At 75.6% G+C, this 19,440-nt stretch carries 16 protein-coding genes and 2 pseudogenes; 10 read left to right on the top strand and 8 right to left on the bottom strand.

What is annotated here, in order from left to right; all coding sequences use genetic code 11:
* Positions 1-755: pseudogene (locus PYV61_RS06715) on the bottom strand (hypothetical protein); the annotation flags it as partial.
* Positions 756-817: 62 nt separating this feature from the next.
* Here PYV61_RS06715 and queC point away from each other — a divergent pair.
* The 6 genes from queC to PYV61_RS06685 all read left to right on the top strand — a co-directional run bounded on the left by queC (position 818) and on the right by PYV61_RS06685 (position 8,513).
* A complete protein-coding gene (gene queC, locus PYV61_RS06710; protein WP_275829640.1) occupies positions 818-1,624 on the top strand; it encodes a 7-cyano-7-deazaguanine synthase QueC in 807 nt (268 codons plus the stop codon).
* Entirely contained in the window at positions 1,621-2,268 is a 648-nt protein-coding gene (gene queE / locus PYV61_RS06705; protein ID WP_275829637.1) for a 7-carboxy-7-deazaguanine synthase, read from the top strand. The genes queC and queE overlap by 4 nt, the downstream gene beginning before the upstream one ends.
* Positions 2,269-2,421: 153 nt before the next feature.
* Positions 2,422-3,366 carry a C40 family peptidase gene (locus PYV61_RS06700; protein WP_275829635.1) on the top strand — a complete coding sequence of 315 codons (945 nt, stop codon included), beginning with the start codon at positions 2,422-2,424 and terminating at the stop codon, positions 3,364-3,366.
* A gap of 203 nt (positions 3,367-3,569) precedes the next feature.
* Positions 3,570-4,826 carry a glycosyltransferase gene (locus PYV61_RS06695; protein ID WP_275829633.1) on the top strand — a complete coding sequence of 419 codons (1,257 nt, stop codon included), beginning with the start codon at positions 3,570-3,572 and terminating at the stop codon, positions 4,824-4,826.
* Between the two features lie 52 nt (positions 4,827-4,878).
* A complete protein-coding gene (locus PYV61_RS06690; RefSeq protein ID WP_275829631.1) occupies positions 4,879-7,080 on the top strand; it encodes a family 1 glycosylhydrolase in 2,202 nt (733 codons plus the stop codon).
* A gap of 26 nt (positions 7,081-7,106) precedes the next feature.
* Positions 7,107-8,513, top strand: a complete 1,407-nt coding sequence (locus tag PYV61_RS06685) for an FAD-dependent oxidoreductase (RefSeq protein WP_275829629.1) — start codon at positions 7,107-7,109, stop codon at positions 8,511-8,513.
* 122 nt (positions 8,514-8,635) lie between these two features.
* Here PYV61_RS06685 and PYV61_RS06680 read toward each other — a convergent pair whose 3' ends face one another.
* Positions 8,636-9,556, bottom strand: coding sequence for a GntR family transcriptional regulator (locus tag PYV61_RS06680; protein WP_275829626.1), 921 nt, complete (start codon positions 9,554-9,556; stop codon positions 8,636-8,638).
* A 227-nt stretch (positions 9,557-9,783) separates the two neighbouring features.
* Positions 9,784-11,205 carry a DEAD/DEAH box helicase gene (locus tag PYV61_RS06675; RefSeq protein ID WP_275829624.1) on the bottom strand — a complete coding sequence of 474 codons (1,422 nt, stop codon included), beginning with the start codon at positions 11,203-11,205 and terminating at the stop codon, positions 9,784-9,786.
* 144 nt (positions 11,206-11,349) lie between these two features.
* On the opposite strand from PYV61_RS06675, the gene PYV61_RS06670 reads away from it, so the two are divergent.
* Positions 11,350-11,493 carry a hypothetical protein gene (locus PYV61_RS06670; RefSeq protein ID WP_275829621.1) on the top strand — a complete coding sequence of 48 codons (144 nt, stop codon included), beginning with the start codon at positions 11,350-11,352 and terminating at the stop codon, positions 11,491-11,493.
* Here PYV61_RS06670 and PYV61_RS06665 read toward each other — a convergent pair.
* From PYV61_RS06665 to PYV61_RS06650, 4 genes are all read right to left on the bottom strand, one after another.
* Positions 11,471-11,866 (bottom strand): hypothetical protein, encoded by a 396-nt coding sequence (locus tag PYV61_RS06665; protein ID WP_275829620.1) that lies wholly within the window; start codon positions 11,864-11,866, stop codon positions 11,471-11,473. The genes PYV61_RS06670 and PYV61_RS06665 overlap by 23 nt on opposite strands.
* Positions 11,867-12,025: 159 nt before the next feature.
* On the bottom strand, positions 12,026-14,188 hold the full coding sequence (locus PYV61_RS06660; protein WP_275829618.1) for a TonB-dependent receptor: 2,163 nt from the start codon (positions 14,186-14,188) through the stop codon (positions 12,026-12,028).
* Positions 14,104-14,535 (bottom strand): vitamin K epoxide reductase family protein, encoded by a 432-nt coding sequence (locus tag PYV61_RS06655; protein ID WP_275829616.1) that lies wholly within the window; start codon positions 14,533-14,535, stop codon positions 14,104-14,106. The genes PYV61_RS06660 and PYV61_RS06655 overlap by 85 nt, the downstream gene beginning before the upstream one ends.
* Entirely contained in the window at positions 14,532-15,419 is an 888-nt protein-coding gene (locus tag PYV61_RS06650) for an EamA family transporter (RefSeq protein ID WP_275829613.1), read from the bottom strand. The genes PYV61_RS06655 and PYV61_RS06650 overlap by 4 nt, the downstream gene beginning before the upstream one ends.
* A 109-nt stretch (positions 15,420-15,528) precedes the next feature.
* On the opposite strand from PYV61_RS06650, the gene PYV61_RS06645 reads away from it, so the two are divergent.
* Together PYV61_RS06645 and PYV61_RS06640 are read left to right on the top strand one after the other, a co-directional pair.
* Positions 15,529-16,416, top strand: coding sequence for a hypothetical protein (locus PYV61_RS06645; RefSeq protein WP_275829611.1), 888 nt, complete (start codon positions 15,529-15,531; stop codon positions 16,414-16,416).
* Positions 16,413-17,306, top strand: a complete 894-nt coding sequence (locus PYV61_RS06640; protein ID WP_275829609.1) for a hypothetical protein — start codon at positions 16,413-16,415, stop codon at positions 17,304-17,306. Before PYV61_RS06645 ends, PYV61_RS06640 begins: the two co-directional genes overlap by 4 nt.
* 81 nt (positions 17,307-17,387) lie before the next feature.
* On the opposite strand, the gene PYV61_RS06635 is transcribed toward PYV61_RS06640, so the two are convergent.
* A complete protein-coding gene (locus PYV61_RS06635) occupies positions 17,388-18,881 on the bottom strand; it encodes a M20/M25/M40 family metallo-hydrolase (RefSeq protein ID WP_275829607.1) in 1,494 nt (497 codons plus the stop codon).
* A gap of 246 nt (positions 18,882-19,127) precedes the next feature.
* Here PYV61_RS06635 and PYV61_RS06630 point away from each other — a divergent pair.
* Positions 19,128-19,440: pseudogene (locus tag PYV61_RS06630) on the top strand (hypothetical protein); the annotation flags it as partial.

The raw sequence follows: 19,440 nt of genomic DNA, 5'->3' as shown, positions 1-19,440 counted from the left end.
GTGACGATCAGCACCAGCGGCGCGTCCGCCGGCGGGGCGCCGGTGGTGGCGCCGGCCGCCGCGAACGCCGCCGGGTCGACGGCCAGCGCGGGACGGGCGAGTTGCGCGCGCACGGGCGGCGGCAGCTGGTCGAGCAGCACCAGCGCCACGCCCGCCGCGCCCTGCAGCGCCGGGAGGCGGGAGAGCGCCTGCGTGTTGGCCAGCGTCTGCGCCGTCAGCACGACGAGCTTCCCGTTCGCCTGCTCGGCGGTCAGCCCGGCGAGCCCGTCGGGGCCGAGGCGGCCGCCGTAGATCGTGCCGACGCCGTCGATCGAGCGCGTGGAGGTGCCCCCCGACGCGACGAAGTCGGTGCCGAAGCGCAGCGTCTCGTTCTCGACCGTGATGGTCGCGTTCGGGTCGACGCTGCGGCGGACGTACGGGACGGTCTGGAGGTAGGTGCCGTTCTCGCCGGCCGGGCGCAGCCCGAGGCGCTGCAGCTCGCGCACGATGTACGCGTTCCCCTTCCGGTTCCCCTCCGTCCCCGCCTCGCGCCCCATCATGGAGTCGTCGGCGAAGATGTAGAGGCGCGTCATCAGGTCGGCGGCCGTGATCGGCGCGGCCGTCGGACGCGGGGCGTGCTTGAGCGGGAGCGCGGCGGGTGCGGCGCCCGACGCCGGCGCGTCCTTGGTCACGCGCGGCGCCTCCTGCGCGCCCGCGCACGCGGCGACGAGCGAGAGGGCGGCGGCGGTCCGGCTGGCGGTCGTGAAGCGGAACACGGGGTCTCCGATGGGTGGGTGTGGGAACGCGTGAACGCTAGCCGGCCCGGCTACCTTTCGGCATGCCCGACGCCCGACCGGCCGCCGTCGTCCTCCTCTCGGGCGGCCTCGACTCGACGACCTGCCTCGCCCTCGCCGCGCGCGAGGGGTACGCGGTCCACGCCCTCTCCTTCCGCTACGGCCAGCGCCACGCGCACGAGGTCGAGGCGGCGCGCCGGATCGCCGCGCGCCACGCCGTCGCGCGCCACGTCGTGGTCGACATCGACCTCGGGGTGTTCGGCGGCTCGGCCCTCACCACCGCCGACCTCGCGGTGCCCAAGGACCGCCCGGCGGCGGCGCTGGCCGGCGAGGGGGTGCCGATCACCTACGTGCCGGCGCGCAACACGATCTTCCTCAGCTACGCGCTGGCGCTGGCCGAGACGACGGGGGCGCGCGACGTGTTCATCGGCGTCAACGCGCTCGACTACTCCGGCTACCCCGACTGCCGCCCCGAGTACGTGCGCGCCTTCGAGCGGCTGGCGAACCTGGCCACGCGCGCCGGCGTCGAGGCCGCGGAGCGCGGCGAGGTCGCGATCCGGCTTCGCACCCCGCTGCTCGACCTCACGAAGGCGGAGATCGTGCGCCTCGGCCTCTCGCTCGGCGTCGACTACGGCGACACGACCAGCTGCTACGACCCGGCGCCCGACGGCGCCGCGTGCGGGCACTGCGACGCCTGCCAGCTGCGGCTGAAGGGGTTCGCGGAGGCGGGAGCCGAGGACCCCGTCGCGTACGCGGACCGCTCGGCGCCTGGCGCGCGACGCTCGGCATCCCCGCGGGACGGAGCGAGCGCCGAGCGCGGAGCGCCGAGTGCGGAGGAGCCGGCCTCGTGAGCTACACCGTCAAGGAGCTCTTCCTCACCCTCCAGGGCGAGGGCGCCAACGCCGGGCGCGTGGCCGTGTTCTGCCGCTTCTCGGGGTGCAACCTGTGGACGGGGCGCGAGCGGGACCGCCACCGCGCGGTCTGCCGCTTCTGCGACACCGACTTCGTGGGCGTCGGCCCCGACGGCGGGCGGTTCGCGACGCCGGAAGCGCTGGCCGCCGCGGTGGCGGCGCTCTGGCCGGCCGGGGCCGAGGGGCGGCCGCTGGTGGTCTGCACCGGCGGCGAGCCGCTGCTCCAGCTGGACGGGCCGGCGGTCGCGGCGCTGCATGCGGCGGGGTTCGAGGTGGCGGTCGAGACCAACGGGACGCAACCGGCGCCGCCCGGGCTCGACTGGATCTGCGTCAGCCCGAAGGCCGGCGCGCCGCTGGTGCTGACGGCGGGCGACGAGCTCAAGCTGGTGTTCCCTCAAGCGGAGCCCGAGGCGCAGCCCGAGCGCTTCGCGACGCTGGCCTTCCGGCAGTTCTGGCTGCAGCCGATGGACGTGGCGGACCCGGCCGTGCGCGAGGCGAACGTGCGCGCGGCGATCGCCTACTGCCTCGCGCACCCGCGCTGGCGCCTTTCGGTCCAGACACACAAGGCGCTGGGGATTCGCTGACCGCGCGGTCAGGCGCGAGCGTGATCGGGCGCACGAAGTCCCTCCCGGGCCCGACCGGGCGAGGGGTAGCTTCTCACGTCCCTCCCCACCCGGCAGCAGGACCCCGTGCCGGCGTGGACGTCTCCCCTGCCGTTCCCTCCCCCCAGGACCCGCGTGCGCCAAGGATCGACCTCGCGTGCCCTGCACCACCTGCGTCGCGGCCTGCGTGCGGCCGCGCTCGCGCTGACGGTCGCCGCCACCGGCACCGTCGCCCTCCCCGCCGCCGCGGCCGCCCGCGAGGCGACGACCCCGACATGGACGTCGGCGTCGGTCGCGAAGCCCGCCAACCCGGCCAAGCCCAAGGCGCGCCGCGACACGCGGCCGAGCCGCAAGAAGGCCGGCGCGGTCCTCTCCCGCCGGAGCAAGGGTGCGGCCACGCGCGCCGCGTCGCGCCGAACCGCCAGCGGCACCCGCCGCGCCGGCGACGTCCTCCGCCGCACGCCCGCGACCCGCGCCCCGCGGCTCCTCGCCGCCCGGTCGCGCGAGCCCGAGCTCGGCGAGGTCCCGACGGTGGTCCTCCCCGACCTGTCGGCGCTGCTCGGCGGCCCGTCGAGCGACAGCGCCTCGGGCGTCACCTTCGCCGTCGCGCAGGCGGCCCCCGCCGCCGCGCACGGCGGCGCCTTCACCGAGATCGGCCGCTCCGCGAGTGCGCTCCTCGACCGCATGATCAGCCGCGCGCGCAGCCAGCTCGGCACGCGCTACGTCCTCGGCGGCAACCAGCCCGGCGCGAGCCTCGACTGCTCCTCGTTCGCGCGCTACGCGATGGAGGCGCTCGGCATCGCGCTCCCGCGCACCGCCGCGCAGCAGGCGCGCGTCGGCAAGGCGATCCCGCGCGACCGCGACGCGCTGAAGCCCGGCGACCTGCTGACGTTCGGCACGCGCCGCACCGTCGACCACGTCGGCATCTACCTCGGCGAGGGGCGCTTCATCCACGCGAGCGTGAAGTCGGGGCGCGTGATCGAGACGACGATCGAGCGCAACGGGCAGCTCTTCCGGAAGTGGCAGGGCGCGCGGCGCCTCATCGCCTCCGACGACGACGGCTCGAACCCGGGCGGCTGACGCCGGGTCGGCGCGCGATCCGGTACGGTGGCGCACCAGGCGGGCGCGGCTCCTCAGGGGCCGCGCCCGCTTCGCGTTCGGCTTCGTGTACATCTGTCTCGGCCGGAACGCGCCTTGCCTAACCCGGTGGCGGACCAAGATCACGGGTGACGACCTCTGGTGCCGTCACCGGCTCGCCGTCGCCCGTGCCAGAACCTCCCGTCATGACCCGACTCGTGGACCGGAACGACCGCACGACGCGCCTTCCCGCCGACTTCGACGCCCCGCTCGTGGTGCACAGCCACCTGCGCTGGGATTTCGTGTGGCAGCGCCCGCAGCAGCTCCTCTCGCGGTTCGCCGCGTCGAGTCCGGTGTTGTTCGTCGAGGAGCCCGTCTGGGCCGACGACATCGCCACGCCGTCGCTCGAGCTCTCGAGCCCGATGAAGGGGGTCACGCGCGCCATCCCCCGGCTGCCGGGCGCGCTGCGCGGCGACGGCGACGCCTCGATCGTCGCCACGCGCACGCTGCTGCTGCAGGCGATGGCGCGGGGCGGCGCGCTGGCGGGGCAGTTCCGCGCGCCCGTGCAGTGGTTCTACACGCCGATGCCGGCGCCGGCGATGCTGGGCGCCTTCGGCGAGCGCGCCGTGGTCTACGACTGCATGGACGAGCTCTCGCAGTTCCGCTTCGCCCCGCCCGAGCTGGTCGAGCGCGAGCGGCTGCTGATCGGGCGCGCCGACGTCGTGTTCACGGGCGGCTACCGCCTCTGGCAGTCCAAGTCGAAGCTGCACCCGAACGCGCACTTCTTCGGCTGCGGCGTCGACAGCGCGCACTTCGCGAAGGCGCGCCTCTCCGAGACGCCGCGCCCCGCCGACTTCCCGGCCGGCGACGCGCCGGTGCTCGGCTACTACGGCGTGATCGACGAGCGGATCGACTACGAGCTGGTGCGCGTGCTGGCCGAGCGGCTGCCCGACTACCAGGTCGTGATGGTGGGCCCGGTGGTGAAGGTCGACCCGCGCGAGCTGCCGCAGGCCCCCAACCTCCACTGGCTGGGCCAGAAGCAGTACGCCGAGCTGCCGGCGTACGCGAAGCACTTCGACGTCGCGCTGATGCCGTTCGCGCTCAACGAGGCGACGGAGTACATCAACCCGACCAAGACGCTCGAGTACATGGCGGCCGGCAAGCCGATCGTGTCGACGGCGGTGGCGGACGTGGTGCGCAACTTCACCCCGATCGTGAAGGTCGCCCGGTCGCACGACGGCTTCGTCGCCGCCGCGCGCGCGGCCCTCGCCTGCCCCGAGCCCGAGCTGGTCGCGCGCGGGATCGGCATGGCGAAGGACGCGTCGTGGGAGTCGATCGTCGGCACGATGCAGGGGCTGATCGCGACGGCGATGGGCGAGGCGGAGCAGGCGCCGCCCGCGGCGGCCCGCCGGGCGTCGTCGGCGCGCGAGGTCGCGGTCGGAGGCGAGGAGCTCACCGCGTGAGTCCGCGGACCGCCGGCCGGCCCGGACGGGGCGCGGCGGCGGGGTGGCGGTGATGGAGACGCATCCAGAAGTCTGGGCCGGCGTCGAGTGCACGGTGAACCGGGTGGGCGAGCGGTACTTCGACCAGCTCGCCCGCAACGGCCACCACGACCGGCCCGACGACGTCGACCGCCTTGCGGCGCTCGGCGTCCGCGCCGTGCGCTTCCCGGTGCTGTGGGAGCGCGTCGCCCCCGGCGGCGCGCCCCCCGACTGGACGTGGAGCGACGCGCGCCTCGACCGGCTGCGCGCGCTCGGCGTGCGCCCGGTCGTCACCCTGCTCCACCACGGCTCCGGGCCGCGCGACACGTCGCTCGTCGACCCCGCGTTCCCGGAGCGCTTCGCGGCCTTCGCCCGCGCGGCCGCCGAGCGCTACCCGTGGGTCGAGGACTGGACGCCGATCAACGAGCCGCTGACCACGGCCCGCTTCAGCGCCCTCTACGGCCTGTGGTACCCGCACGCGACCGACGACCGCAGCTTCGCGCTCGCCTTCGCGCACCAGATGCGGGCGACGGCGCTCGCGATGCGCGAGATCCGCGCGGTCGTCCCGGGCGCGCGCCTCGTGCAGACGGAGGACCTCGGGAAGGTGCACGCGACCCCGGGGCTCGCCTACCAGGCGGCGTTCGAGAACGAGCGGCGCTGGGCCACGGTCGACGTGCTGGCCGGCCGCCTGGCGCCGGGCGACGCGTTCTGGGAGTACCTCGTGGGCCCCGGCGGGATCGCCCCCGACGCGCTGCGCGCGATGGTGGACGCGCCCTGCCCGCCCGACCTGGTGGGGATCAACCACTACCTGACCAGCGAGCGCTTCCTCGACCGGCGGCTGTCGCGCTACCCGGCGCACGCGCACGGCGGCAACGCCTGGCACCGCTACGCCGACGTCGAGGCGGTGCGCGTGCTCGGCGACGGCTGCGACGGCCCGGAATGCCTCCTGCGCGAGGCGTGGGAGCGGTACCGCCTCCCGATCGCGGTCACCGAGGTGCACCTCGCCTGCACGCGCGAGCAGCAGCTGCGGTGGCTGCGCACCGTGTGGGAGGCCGCGCTCCGCCTGCGCGCCGACGGCGTCGACGTCCGCGCGGTGACCGCGTGGGCGGCGCTCGGCTCCTTCGACTGGAACTCGCTGCTGACGCGCGACGAGGGGTTCTACGAGCCGGGGCTGTTCGACGTGCGCGGTCCCGAACCGCGCCCGACGGCGCTCGCGACCATGGTGCGCGCGCTGGCCGCCGAGGGGCGGGCGTCGCACCCGGCGCTCGACGGGCCGGGGTGGTGGGAGATGCCCGAGCGGCTGCAGTACCCGGTCGCGCGCAAGCACGCGGTCGGCCGGCCGCGGACGCGCGGGCGGCTCGCGCTGATGGCGCCCCCGGCGTCCGCGCCGCGCCCGGTGCTCATCACGGGCGCGCGCGGCACGCTGGCGCGCGCGATCGCCCGCGCGTGTCGCGGCCGCGCGCTGGCACACGTGGCGCTCGGCCGCGGGGAGCTCGACGTCGCCGACCCGCGCGCGGTGCAGGCGGCGCTCGCCGAGCACCGGCCGTGGGCGGTGGTGAACTGCGCCGGCTTCGTGCGCGTGGACGACGCGGAGCGCGAGCGCGACGCGTGCTGGCGCGAGAACGTGTGCGGGCCGGCGATGCTCGCCGACGCCTGCGCCGCCGGCGGGATCGCGCTCGCCACCTTCTCGTCGGACCTCGTGTTCGGGGAGCCGGCCGAGAGTGCGCGCCCGTTCGTGGAGGACGACCCGGTGGCGCCGCGCAACGTGTACGGCGCGAGCAAGGCCGAGGCGGAGCACCGCGTGCTGTCGCGCATGCCCGAGGCGCTCGTGGTGCGTACCAGCGCGTTCTTCGGCCCGTGGGACGACTGGAACTTCCTCACCATCGCGCTGCGCGAGCTGTCGGCCGGGCGCCCGTTCCCGGCGCTGGCCGACGTGACCGTGTCGCCGACGTACGTCCCCGAGCTGGCCGACGCGACGCTCGACCTGCTCATCGACGGCGAGCGCGGCGTCTGGCACCTGGCGAGCGCGGGCGCGCTGACCTGGCACGAGTTCGCGCGGCTCGGCGCCGAGCGCGCGGGAGTGGACGCGTCCGGGCTGCGGCCGCTGGCGCTGGACGAGGCGCGGCTGGCCGCGCCCCGCCCCCGCTGGTCGGTACTCGGCACCGCGCGCGGCCCGCTGCTCGGTGCGGTCGAGAACGCGATTTGCCACTACCTCCGCGCGCGCGCAGCGGCCTGAGCGCGCCCGACACCCCCATCATCGACATGTCGCACCCGACCGCCGCCCCGCCCGACGCGGAGCGCAAGATCGTCATCCTCGGCGCCGGCCCCACCGGGCTCGGGGCCGCCTACCGGCTCCAGGAGCTCGGCTACCGCAACTTCCGGCTCGTCGAGGCGCGCGGGAAGGTGGGCGGGCTCGCGAGCAGCGAGACGAGCCCCAACGGCTTCACGTACGACATCGGCGGGCACGTCCTGTTCTCGCACTACGAGTACTTCGACCGCCTGTTCGACAAGCTGATGGGCGACGACTACCAGGAGCTGGTGCGCGAGGCGTGGGTGTGGATGTGCGGGCGGTTCGTCCCGTACCCGCTGCAGAACAACATCAAGGACCTGCCGAAGGAGGTCGTGCTCGAGATCGTGATGGGGCTCGTGGAGGCGCAGAAGACGCCCCTCGACCTCGACGCGATCGAGAACTTCGAGCAGCTCATCATGAAGCAGTTCGGCGCCGGGCTGGCCAAGTACTTCATGATGCCGTACAACTTCAAGGTGTGGGCGCACCCGCCGCGCATGATGAACAAGGAGTGGATCGGCGAGCGCGTGGCGCTGCCGTCGCTCCAGCGCGTGCTCGGGAACGTGATCCTCGACCGCGCCGACGCCGGGTGGGGGCCGAACAACACCTTCAAGTACCCGCGCTACGGCGGCACCGGCGGGCTGTTCGAGCGCATCGTCCCGTACGTGAAGGAGCACCTGCAGCTCGAGCGCGCCGCGGCGCGGGTGGACCTCGACGCGAAGGTCGTCCACTTCGCCGACGGCACGACGGAGTCGTACGACGTGCTGATGTCGACGCTGCCGATGGACAAGTTCGTCGGGATGACGGGCGGCGCGGCGCCGACGGCGGTGCGCGACGAGGCGGCCCGGCTGCGCCACTCGGGGTCGTTCATCGTCGGCGTCGGCGTCGACCGCCCGGCCGACACCAGCAAGTGCTGGATGTACTACCCCGAGGGCGACTGCCCCTTCTACCGCGTCACGTACCTGTCGAACTACTCCCCCGAGGTGGTGCCGGACTACACGCGGCAGCACTCGCTGCTCGCCGAGATCTCGCACTCGGAGTTCAAGGCCGAGGACCGCGAGACGGTGGTCGACCGGACGATCGAGGGGATGCTCAACACGCGGCTGCTGCGCGAGTCGGACGTCGACAAGATCGTGGACACGTACGTGATCGAGCGCGACTACACGTACCCGACCCCGAGCCTGGAGCGCGACGCCGCGCTGCGCACGATCCACCCGTGGCTGCACGGCCACGACGTCTACTCGCGCGGCCGGTTCGGCGCCTGGCGCTACGAGGTGGGGAACATGGACCACTCGGTGGCGCAGGGGGTCGAGTGGGCGAATCGGGTGGTGCTGGGGGAGGTGGAGGAGGAGCTGACGTATCAGGCGAAGCGGGGCTGCTGAGACCTGGAACGGCGGGAGTCGTAACCACGGGAGTCGACGAAGCGGGAGTCGCAAGAGCGCAGTGCGCTTCAACGACTCCCGCTTCGTCGACTCCCGCAGTAGCGACTCCCGCCGTTCGCGGTCTACCGCTGCATCGCCGCCAGATTGGCCTCGACGAGCACGCCGAGCAGCTCCCTCGCCGTCTTCGGCGTGAAGGCGCGCGTGGACGGGAGCACGCGGAACCGCATCGCCTGGCCGTCGAGGCGGCGGCGGGCGGCGCGCGACAGGTAGACGCCGGCGTCGTCGGGGATCGTCGCGATGTCGTCGCGGCCGAGCACCATCGGGTGGACGGCGGCGGCGGCGCTGAAGGAGCGCTCCATGAGGGCCAGCGTGCGCGGGTCGCTCACCACGACGTAGACCGGGCCGCGGCGCATCTCGCGCCGCCACACGGCGTCGATGTCGGCGCGCGGCTCGAGCGTCACGACGCGCGCGCCGTCGGGGAGCGCGCGGCGGAGCGCGGCGGCGTGCGGCTCGGGGGCGGCCACGAAGTCGGCGTTCAGCATCTCCGGCGGCGCGCCGCCCGGGCGGTCGATCGCCTCGGGCGCGAAGGGGACGGCGTCGAAGCCGTAGTCGTCGCGCAGCTCGCCGCAGAACGTCTCGAGCTGGTCGTCGCTCCCCGCCACGACGGCGACCCGCACCTTGCGCGTGCTCACGCAGCGGCGCAGCCACTCGCCGAGCTTGGACGCGGCGACGCCCTGCTCGATCCCGCCCGCCAGCGTGTCGACCAGCCACCCCGGCGCGACCACCGGCGGCCCGCCGGCGACCTCGGGGACCGCGGCGACGTAGATGCCCGAGCGGCGCCGGATGCTCACCAGCCCCTCGCGGGCCAGGATCCGATACGCGGCGAGCACGAGTCGCGGGTCGGCCTCGAACTCGGCGGCCACCTCGCGCGCGCTGGGCAGTCGGTCGCCGCGGCGCGACGCGCCGGCACTCACGGCGGCGACGATGCGGCGGCGCAGGGTCTCGGCGATGTCGGCCCGGCGGCGACGTGGCGTGGCATCCATAGCGCACAACCTTGGACGGCTGCGCCCGCCCGCCAAGGGTGTGGTACGGCCGCAACCATCACGACAACGTCATAAACATTCGTTCCAGGGTTCTGGTGCTCGTCCGTCGCGCTAGAACAAAATGGTGTTACATGGCATCGACATAGCCACACGGCCCCGCTCGGCTAGTGCGCCGAGCGGGGCCGTGAGACGTATACATCGGCGACACCGATGTCATGAACGAGCGTTCACCTACCGAACGAGGCCGACCGGTTCCGGCCGCCGCGGCGACGCCGGCGACCGCTGCCCTGCGACGCCTCGGACGCGTACGACGCGTCGGCCTCGCCCGGACGCGCCTGCGGCACCGCGCGCGGCCCGCGCGCCGAACGCTGCGCGTCCTTCGCGGCCACCCGCGCCGCCTCGTCGGCCTGGCGCTGCGCCTTCCGCTCCGCCTTCTCCTTGGCCCGCGCCCGCTCCTCCGCCTTGCGCTTCCGGATCTCCGCGATGCGCTCGGCGAGCGGCACCTCGAAGCGCTCCGTCGGCCGGGCGTCGTACGCGAACCCGGCGAGCGTCAGCCGCGGGATGCGCTTCCCCACCGCCTTCTCGATCGCCCGCAGGTCGGCCTCCTCCTCCGGCGCCACGAACGTGTAGGCGTCGCCCGTCGCGTCGGCGCGCGCCGTCCGCCCCACCCGGTGGATGTAGTCCTCCGGCATGTGCGGCACGTCGAAGTTCACGACGTGGCTCAGCTCCTCCACGTCGATCCCGCGCGCCACGATGTCGGTCGCCACCAGCACCTGCACGTCCCCGCTCTTGAAGCCGGCCAGCGCCTGCGTGCGCTGGGCCTGCGAGCGGTTGCCGTGGATGCGCTCGCAGCGGATCCCGTGCGACGTCAGGAAGTCGTAGAGCCGGTTGGAGCGGTGCTTGGTCCGCGTGAAGACGATGACGTCCTTCAGCTCGCCGCGCTTCAGCAGCTCGAGGAACAGCTGCGCCTTGAGCTCCTCGCGCACCGGGTAGAGCGCCTGCGTGATCCCCGTGGCCGGGGCCGCCTTGCGCTCCTGGTTGATCGTCACCGGCCGCTGCAGCATCTGGTCGGCGAGCTGCGCGATGGGCGCCGGCATCGTGGCCGAGAAGAACAGCGTCTGCCGCTGCTTCGGCAGGTGCGCGAGCACGCGGCGGATGTCGGGGAGGAAGCCCATGTCGAGCATCCGGTCCGCCTCGTCCAGCACCAGCACCTCGAGATTCGCGAAGCTGGTGTAGGGCTGCTTGAGGTGGTCGAGCAGGCGCCCCGGCGTGGCGACGACGATGTCGACCCCGCTGCGCAGCGCCTGCTCCTGCGGCCCCATGCCGACGCCGCCGAAGATCGCCGCGCCGCGCACGCGCGTGTGCTTCGACAGCCCGCGGAGGTGCTCCTCGATCTGCGCGGCGAGCTCGCGCGTCGGGGTCAGGATCAGCGCCCGCGTCCCCTTGCCGGGCGACGCCAGCAGCCGCTGGACGATGGGAAGGAGGAAGGCGGCGGTCTTGCCGCTGCCGGTCATGGCGCAGGCCAGGAGGTCACGCCCCTCGAGTCCGGGCGGAACGGCCTGCGTCTGGATCGGCGTCGGCGTGGTGAACCCCATCTCCTGGACGCCGCGCAGGAGGTCGGGATGAAGACCGAAGCTGGTAAACGACATGCACTCGGGAAGGAACGACTCAGGTCGTCGCGGACCGGGGGTCCGGGACGGCGAGCGTGAAGGCTATCATGGCACGCCCGACCATTGCACCCCGTCGGGACGCCGAAGGTCCCCCGAAGTCACGCTGCCGCTTAGCATTGCAGCATGTCCGAGCCGTCCCAGCGTCCCCCCGAGCGGCCGCCCGAGCGCCCGATCCCGCGCGGCTGCCACCCGCTCGTGTTCGGGGTGGTGATGGCCACGCTGCAGCTCGGGGCGACGGTCTACTTCATGGGCTGGTGCTCGCGCTGACGAGCCCCAGCTCCGCGGCCAGCCGCGCGTAGGCGCGCGCGCCGGCCGTCCCCGGCGCGTACAGGCGCGGCACGAGGGCGCGCGCCCGCCCCGCCGGGAGCGTGGTCGCCAGGAGCGCCGCCGGGGCCAGCGCCTCCAGCTCCTCCAGCAGCGCCCAGCGGTCGACGTCGCGCGGCAGCGTGCCCGCCAGCGCCTCGCGCAGCGTCCCCGGCGGCCGGCCGGCGACGGCGGCGGCCACCTCGCGCAGCGCGCGGCGCGCCCGCGGCCCCGCGTCGACCGGCACCAGCACGCGGTCGGCCTCGGCCAGCGTGCGGCGCACCGCGTCGTCGAGCCGCGGCGGCAGGTCGAGCACGCTCACGGCCGGCGCGTGCACCGGCGGCGGCGCCCACGGCAGCGCGAGCGGCGACTCCTCCCCGGCGACGGTGCGCAGCGCGGCCGACAGCGCGGCGTCGGTGAGCGCGGCGGCGAGGTTGAGCGCGGCGGTGCCGCGGAGCGTCCCCGCCCCGGCGACGGCGATCTGCAGCGCGCCCCCCTACCGCCGCCCGAGGGCGCCCGAGAGGTCGGCGCCGAGGAAGAACGCGCGCGGCGTCCCCGGCTCGTAGTAGCGCGCGCCGGCCGCGTTGACGTTCACCGCCGCGTCCCAGCGCACGTCGAAGACGTTGGTCACGCCGGCGAACGGCGCCACCGTCACGCCGGCCACGCGGAGCGCGGGCGCCTGCGCGCGCGCGCTCGTCAGGAGCCAGCCGGGCGAGCGGCCGCGGTTGGCGTCGTCGGTCGCGGTCCACGACTGCGCGCGCTGCTCGACGGCGACCAGCGCGTCGCGCGGGCCGCGCCACGACACCACCAGCTCGCCGCGTCGCGGCGCCACGCCCGGGACGCGGCGGCCGGCGTACGAGCTGTCGCCGACCGCGTAGCGGCGGAAGCGCGCGTCGAGCCCCGTGTAGGCGGCGCGCACCGACAGCGACGCGCCCACCGCCAGCGTGGCCGCGGCCTCGACGCCGTCGTGCTCCGACTCGCCGGCGTTGCGGAAGAACTGCCGACCCGGCGCACCCGGGACCTCGAACGGCTGCAGCGCGTCGGCGATGCGCGCGCGGAACACCGCCAGCTGCGCCGTCGCCGCCAGCGAGCGGCCCAGGGCGCGCGCGGCGGTGACGCCCGCCTCGACGCTGCGGGCGCGCTGCGGCTCGAGCTCCGGGTTGAAGCCGCCGGCGCCGGTCGGGCGGTTGGCCAGCTCCGTGGTGGTCGGCGTCTCGAAGGCGTACGCGGCGTTGGCGTACACGTGCACCCCGCGCCCCACGGCGACGTTGACGCCGACGGACGGCGAGGTCGCCGACATCGTGCGCGCGCCCGAGTCGTCCGGGTCGCTCGCCGCCACGAGGCGGTCCTCGGCGGCGAAGCGCACGCGGTCGTGCCGCAGCCCGGCCAGCAGCGTGGCGCGCGCGCCCAGCGTGGCCGTCGCCTGCGCGAACGCGGCGGCGTTGGTGACGCGCTCCAGCTGGTCGAGCACGCGCGCGCCGGCGACACCCTGGGCGTTGGCGAAGTTCTGGCGGTCGTCGCGCTGGCGCTGCCACTCGCCGCCCACCGCGAGGCGCACGCGCGGTCCCTGCGCCGACGCCGCGGGCCCGCCCACCCCGACGGTGTACGCCGCGCGCCCGCCGCCGGCGGTGCGGGCCAGCGCCACGACGCGCACCGGGATCGGGTTGTCGAGGCGGCGCGCCAGCCCGTACGCGCTGGCGTCGAGCGTCCCGGGGCCCACGACGCGCTGCCACGACAGGCCGAGCTGCCCGTGCCGCCCCTCCTCGCCGGTGCGCTGCCGCACGTTGTTGGCGAACGCCTGCGACGGGTCGCGGGTGCGCGCCGTGTCGGCGAGCGCGCCCGGGTTGTCGGCGTCGTAGTCCACCCAGGCGAAGGTCGCGCGCAGCGCCCCCGGCGCGCCCTCCCACCCGGCGCGGGCGAGCACGCGCGTGCTGCGCTGCGCGCTGAAGGCGCGGAACCCGTCGTAGTCGAGGCGCGCCGCCGACAGCAGCCAGTCGCCGCGCCCGTCGGCGGTCGTGCCGCCGGTGGTGCTCTGGAGCCGCGTGAGTCCGTCGCTGCCGCCGACGACGCGCACCCGCTGCCCGAGCGCCGCCGCCGGCGACGGCTCGCTCGACAGCTGCAGCACGCCGCCGGCCGCGTTGCCGTACAGCGCCGACGCCGGCCCGCGCACCACCTCCGCGCGCTCCAGCGCGCCCAGCTCGACGTGGTTGAGCGTCGTCTGCCCGTCGGGCATCGTGGCCGGCACGCCGTCGACCAGCACGCGCACCCCCCGCACGCCGAACTGCGTGCGCGCGCCGAAGCCGCGGATCGTGATCTTCTCGCCCAGCGCCGCGTTGAAGCGGTTGTCGGCCTGCACCCCCGGGACCGCGCGCAGCGCCTCGTCGAGCGACAGCCCGGGGCGCGCCTGGCGCACCTCGGCGCGCGTGGTGGCGGCCACCGCGAACGGCGCGCGCAGCGGGTCGAGCGCCGCGCGCAGCACCGTCGTCACCACCGGCGGGAGCGCGCGGGCGCTGCTGTCCCGCCGCGCGGAGTCGGGGCGGGCGGGCTGCTGCGCCCCCGCGCCCGTCGCCGCCGTCAGCCCCGCGAGCGCAGCCGCCGCCAGTCGAGCGTGACGAGCACGGTCGCGACCACGACGATCACGGCGTTGATGGCGCACCATGGGCAGAAGCTCCGGAGGACGACGAACTCGCCGTACTTGAGGCGCAGCGTGAAGAGCAGCGCGGGATACACCAGCACGGAGAGCGCCGCCGTCGGCCAGCGCGCGTCCTCCCACCGCGGCAGGGTGCCGAGCACCGCGACGACGAACACGGCCGCCCAGCCGACCGCGCCGATGAGCGCCACGTCCACGCCGAGGAACCAGCCGTAGGAGCTGAGCTGCACCACCTCGCAGCCGTGCTCCTGCCCGCACGACAGCGTGCCGGCGAGGCCGATCTTCCAGAGGTGCAGGTAGAGCGCGACGATCGAGTCGACGAGCGCGACCAGCGCGAGGGCCATGCGGTAGGTCATGCCGGCACGTTAGTCGGGGGCGCCGGGCGCCGCACGTCCCGCCACGTCTTGGCGGCCGCCGCGCCGACGATCAGCGCGCCCCCCGCCCACGCCAGCGGCGCCGGCCGCTCGCCGTGCGCCGCCCACGCCCACACCGGGTTGAGCGCCGGCTCCACCAGCAGCAGCGTCGACGCCTCCAGCGCCGGCACGTGCGGCATCGCGCTGCTGAGCGCGAGGTAGGCGAGCCCGATCTGCGCCACGCCGAGGTAGCCGACCACCAGCCAGTCGGCGGCGCCGGCGCCGTGCACCGGCAGCGCGAGCGGGAGCCCCACGAGGCACGCGAGCACGTTCCCCGCGACCACCGTCGTCAGCCCCGCGCGCGCGTCGCCGCCGCGGTCGGCGCGCCCGAGCCAGCGCAGCCCGAGCACGGTCCCCGCCCACGCGATCCCGCTCAGCGCGGCCAGCACGTTCCCGCCCACCGGGTCGGGCGCCGTCGCCTGGGGCGCGTCGCCCGCCACGAAGAACAGCGCCATCCCCGCCGCCACGACGGCGACGAACAGCAGGTCGCGCCGCGTCGTGCGCTCGCCGAGCAGCGCGGGGCCGGCCAGCAGCACCCAGAGCGGCGCGGTGCTCTGGAGGAAGATCGCGTTGGCCGACGTGGTGCGCTTGTTGGCCAGGACGAACAGCACCATCGTCGTCGCGTACACCGCGGCCACGCCGAGCACGCGGCGGTCCCAGCGCCCGCGCGCGGCCGGCACCAGCAGCCAGACCGCCAGCGCCGCGATCCCGGAGCGGAAGCTCGACACCTGCCAGCTGGTGAGCGCGGTCGCCTTGATGGCGGCGCCCCCGGTCGAGAAGAGGACCGCGGCGGCGAGGAGGCGCAGCCGGGCGTCGAGGCGGGTCACGGCGGTCGGGGGACTACGGTCGAGGCTGGCGGAAGGGCGGGCGTCGAGCGCAAGCTAGAGGGAGCCGGGGGCGCGCGTCCACGGCGTCCTCCCTCCCCCTCCGTCCGCCGTGTCGCCTCGCCGGTCGCCGCTCGCCCCGCTGCTGCTCGTCCTGCTCGCGCCGCTCGCCGCGCCGCTCGCCGGGCCGCTCGGCGCACAGGCGCCCGCCTGCCGCGACACGCTCTCCGGCGCCTCGCTCACGCGCGTGCGCGTGTTCCTCGAGCCGTCGCTCCCCGACAGCGCGGCGCGCGCCGCCTTCCCGACCGCGCAGCAGCTCGCCGACGCGACGGCCGAGCGCGTGCGGGCCGCCCTCGGCGCCGCGGCCGGCCAACTCCCCGACGCCGACGCGCGCCTCGACTGGCGGCAGCTCGGCGGCGGGGTGACGGTGGTGCTCAAGCGCGGCGCCCCGCTGGCCGTGCGCCCCGACGCCGACGCCACCCCCGCGGTCGCGCTGCTCCGGCGGGCGGTGCGCGACGCCGAGACGGCGAGCGGCCCGTTCTTCTGGGACGATGCGGTGCCGGGCGACTCGCTGCGCATCGTGCTCGCGTACCGCCGCCCGCAGGTCTGGCTCGGCGGCGGCACGGTGGAGATGCGGACCGCGTTCGCGGCGCCGGTGTTCACCCTCCCCGTGCCGGCGGAGTCGGAGCCGCAGGACCTGCAGCGCGCGGCGCCGCAGTACCCCGCGGTCGCGCTCAGCAGCACGGCGTACGGCTCGGTGACGCTCGCCTTCGACGTCGACACCACGGGGAAGGTCGACCCGGCGTCGGTGGCCGACGTGTGGCCCGACGGACGGCCGCGGCCGGCCGGCGACCTGCTGGCCCACTACCGCGCGTTCGTCAACGAGGCGCGGCGCGCGCTGCTGAAGAGCGTCTTCCTCCCCGCGCGCGTGGGCGGGTGCGTCGAGCGGCGGCGCACGCATCGGCAGTTCACCTTCACGATCAGGGAGCACGGCGCGTGAGGCGGCGGCTGGTGCTCGCGGCGGCCGTCCCGCTGCTCGCCGCCCGGTCGGCGCTCGCGCAGCCCGACGCCTGCCGCGCGGCCATCCCCGCCGACTCGCTGCACCCGGTGATCGTCTCGCTCGCGCCGCGGCTGATCGACAGCTCCGCGCGGGCCGCCGAGCCGACGGTGCACCTGTTCGCCGACGCGACGGCCGAGCGCGTGCGGGCCGCCCTCGGCGCGGGGCCCGGTCAGCTCCCGGACGGGTCGGCGCGCCTGCGGTGGTGGGAGAGCGACGGCGCGGTGTCGGTCGTGCTCCGGCGCGGCGGCGGGTTCGCGGTCGACGTCCACGACGTCCGCAACCGCGAGCTCCCGCTGCTCGTCGCCGTCGACACCGCGGGCGCCGCGCTCGTGGCGCGCGCCGCCCGCCAGGCGTTCGACTCGACGGGCCCCTACTTCTGGGACGAGTCGGTGCCGGGCGACTCGCTGCGCTTCGTGCTAGACCTCGTGCCGTCCGGCACCGCGCCCGACGGCAGCCGCGTGTCGCACGGCCGCCCGATCGCCTTCCCCGTCTTCTCGCAGCGCGTGCCCGCGGAGACGCCCGTCGCGCCGCTCCCCGAGCAGTCGCGCTCCCCGCGGTATCCCGCGGGGGCCAAGCGCGACAGCTTCATCGGCACCGTGGTCCTGCAGTTCATCGTGGACACGGCCGGCCGCGCGGTGCCGGGGAGCATCCGCGACGTCTGGCCCGAGCACCGCCCGCGGCTGGAGGGGGAGTCGGCGCAGGCCTACCGGGAGTTCGTCGACGCGTCGCGCGCGGGCGTGCGCGGGATGCGCTTCCGGCCGGCGACGATCGGCGGGTGCAAGGTGCCGCAGCTGGTGGTCGAGCCGTTCGAGTACCGGCTGATCCGCTGACGCACGCGCGGCGGCGGGGCGCAGGGACCGTCGCGCCCCGCCGCCGCGCGACGGGTCCTCCGCTCTCGGGCTACGCCGCGGTCACCGCGTGTAGTCGCCCCACTTGCGGATCGCCTTCTGGCACGACGGCCACTGCCCGGCCGTGCCGCGGTTCACCTCGCCGAACCGCACGGCGCGCTCGCGCGACACCGTCTGCGCGTCGTCCGCGGCCAGGTAGGCGAGCATGGCGACGAGCGTCGCGTTCGCGCGCACGTCGTCGAAGCTCACCTTGTCGTACGTGTCGCGGTTGGTGTGCCAGGTGTAGGTGCCGTAGTCCCACCCCGCCGAGCCGAGGGAGAACGCCGGCGCCCCGGCACAGACGAACGACGCGTTGTCGCTCCCGCCCGCCGACGGCGCGCCCGGGAAGCGGTACTGGATCTGGCTGGTCAGCTCGGGCGGCAGCCGCGACGCCCAGCGCCCCCACGCCTCGCCGGCGCCCACGAGCCCCGACGGCGACACGTTCACGATGCGCCCGGTGCCGTTGTCCTGGTTGAACAGCGCCTGCAGCCCCTTCACCACCTCCGGGTGGTCCTCGACGTAGGCGCGCGAGCCGTTGAGCCCCTGCTCCTCGCTCGTCCAGTGGCCGGCGATGATCGTGCGCTTGGGGCGCGGGTACGCCTGCGCGAGGAGGCGCATCGCCTCGGCCATGATCACCGTGCCCGTCGCGTTGTCGGTCGCGCCCGAGCCGGCGTCCCACGAGTCGAAGTGCGCCGAGAGGACGACGTACTCCTCCGGCTTCTCCGTGCCCTTGATGGTCGCGATCGTGTTGAACGTCGGCGCGTCGGCCGTGAAGGCGTTGTCCGAGCGCACCTTCAGCGTCGGCCCCTGCCCCTTCTCGGCGAGGCGGTACACGAGCGTGTAGTCCTCGCAGCTCAGGTCGAGCGCGGGGGTGCGCTCGTTGCGCGCGTAGAAGACCTTGTTGACCCCCCAGCCGCCCTCGTACCGCGACGCGACGGCGCCCAGCGCGCCCGCGCGCTCGAGCGCGAGGCCGAGCGTGCCGGTGCCGAGCGAGAGGTTGTAGCCGGTCTTGCGTACGCGCTCCGTCCACGCGGTGCGGATCGAGTCCCGCTCCTTGCGCACGCGCGCGAGCGTCTGCGGCGTCGCCCAGCGCTCCCAGTTGTCGTCGGGGCGGCAGGTCGGGTGCGGCTGCGACACGAGCACGAACTTCCCGCGCGCCTGCGGCAGCCAGGCCGCGAACGCCGCGCTGTCGGCCACGTCGGGGAGCGCGATCACGGGGCCGCTGACGTCGCGGCCGTTGGTGCCCGGGCTCCACGCCAGCGTCGTCCCCTCGAGCGAGCGCACGCGCGGCGTCACGAGGTCGACGTGCGTGGTGCCGCGGCGCCAGCCGCGCCAGGTGCCGACGCGCTCGTTGGTCGCCTGCACGCCCCACGAGGCGTAGGTCTTCGCCAGCCAGTCGTGCGCCGACTGCATCTGCGGCGTGCCGGTGAGGCGCGGGCCGATCGAGTCGGTGAGCACCTGCATCAGCGGGATGACGCGCGAGCTGTCCATCCCGAGCGCCCAGATCCGCGAGAGCACGGGATTGGCGACGGGGATCTGCTGGGCGGCGGCCGGCGCGGCCGCGCCGGCGGCGAGGGCCGCTGCGACCGCGAGGGAGGCGGGGCGGATCAGGGGGAACTCCTGGTGAGGGGTCGGCCGGATTCTAAGGGAGGACCGGCGCCCCGCATACGCGACCCCGAACGCAGACGTTGCCCGAACAGACCCCGGCATGCCACCTTGTAGCCCCGCATGCCCGCCACCGCCTCCCGCCGAGCCCCGGCGCCCGTGAGCCACGACGCCGACGAGCCGTCCCCGCTCCTCCGCCTGCTCGACGCGGCGGAGGAGGCCGGGGAGCTGGACGTGCGGCAGGTGGCGGGCGCCCTCGGGATCGGGACGCCGGCCCTGCGCGCCGCGCTCGCGCGCCCCGACGCGCTCGACCGCCGGCAGCGCGAGGCGCTGGGGATCGCGCTCCCGCTGCACGCGGGGCGGTGGCGCACGATGGTCGGGAGCGGCCCGCCCCGCGACGCCGCGCCCGCCGACGACGCGCCCCCGGCCGCGGCCGCGCCGCAGTCGGTCGCCGAGGCGCTGGAGCGCGCGG

Origin of the sequence: Roseisolibacter sp. H3M3-2, assembly GCF_029211165.1 — a bacterium.
Taxonomy (GTDB): domain Bacteria; phylum Gemmatimonadota; class Gemmatimonadetes; order Gemmatimonadales; family Gemmatimonadaceae; genus Roseisolibacter.
The sequence above is the reverse complement of the archived record's forward strand: the minus strand, read 5'-3'. Positions and strand labels throughout refer to the sequence as shown.

Bases quoted from the DNA above. Each gene is read 5' to 3' on its own strand.
- PYV61_RS06670 (WP_275829621.1), top strand. From the start codon at position 11,350: ATGTCCGAGCCGTCCCAGCGTCCCCCCGAGCGGCCGCCCGAGCGCCCG.
- PYV61_RS06690 (WP_275829631.1), top strand. From the start codon at position 4,879: ATGGAGACGCATCCAGAAGTCTGGGCCGGCGTCGAGTGCACGGTGAAC.
- PYV61_RS06680 (WP_275829626.1), bottom strand. From the start codon at position 9,556: ATGGATGCCACGCCACGTCGCCGCCGGGCCGACATCGCCGAGACCCTG.
- PYV61_RS06660 (WP_275829618.1), bottom strand. From the start codon at position 14,188: ATGGTGCGCCATCAACGCCGTGATCGTCGTGGTCGCGACCGTGCTCGT.
- queC (WP_275829640.1), top strand. From the start codon at position 818: ATGCCCGACGCCCGACCGGCCGCCGTCGTCCTCCTCTCGGGCGGCCTC.
- PYV61_RS06655 (WP_275829616.1), bottom strand. From the start codon at position 14,535: ATGACCTACCGCATGGCCCTCGCGCTGGTCGCGCTCGTCGACTCGATC.
- PYV61_RS06675 (WP_275829624.1), bottom strand. From the start codon at position 11,205: ATGTCGTTTACCAGCTTCGGTCTTCATCCCGACCTCCTGCGCGGCGTC.
- PYV61_RS06685 (WP_275829629.1), top strand. From the start codon at position 7,107: ATGTCGCACCCGACCGCCGCCCCGCCCGACGCGGAGCGCAAGATCGTC.
- PYV61_RS06695 (WP_275829633.1), top strand. From the start codon at position 3,570: ATGACCCGACTCGTGGACCGGAACGACCGCACGACGCGCCTTCCCGCC.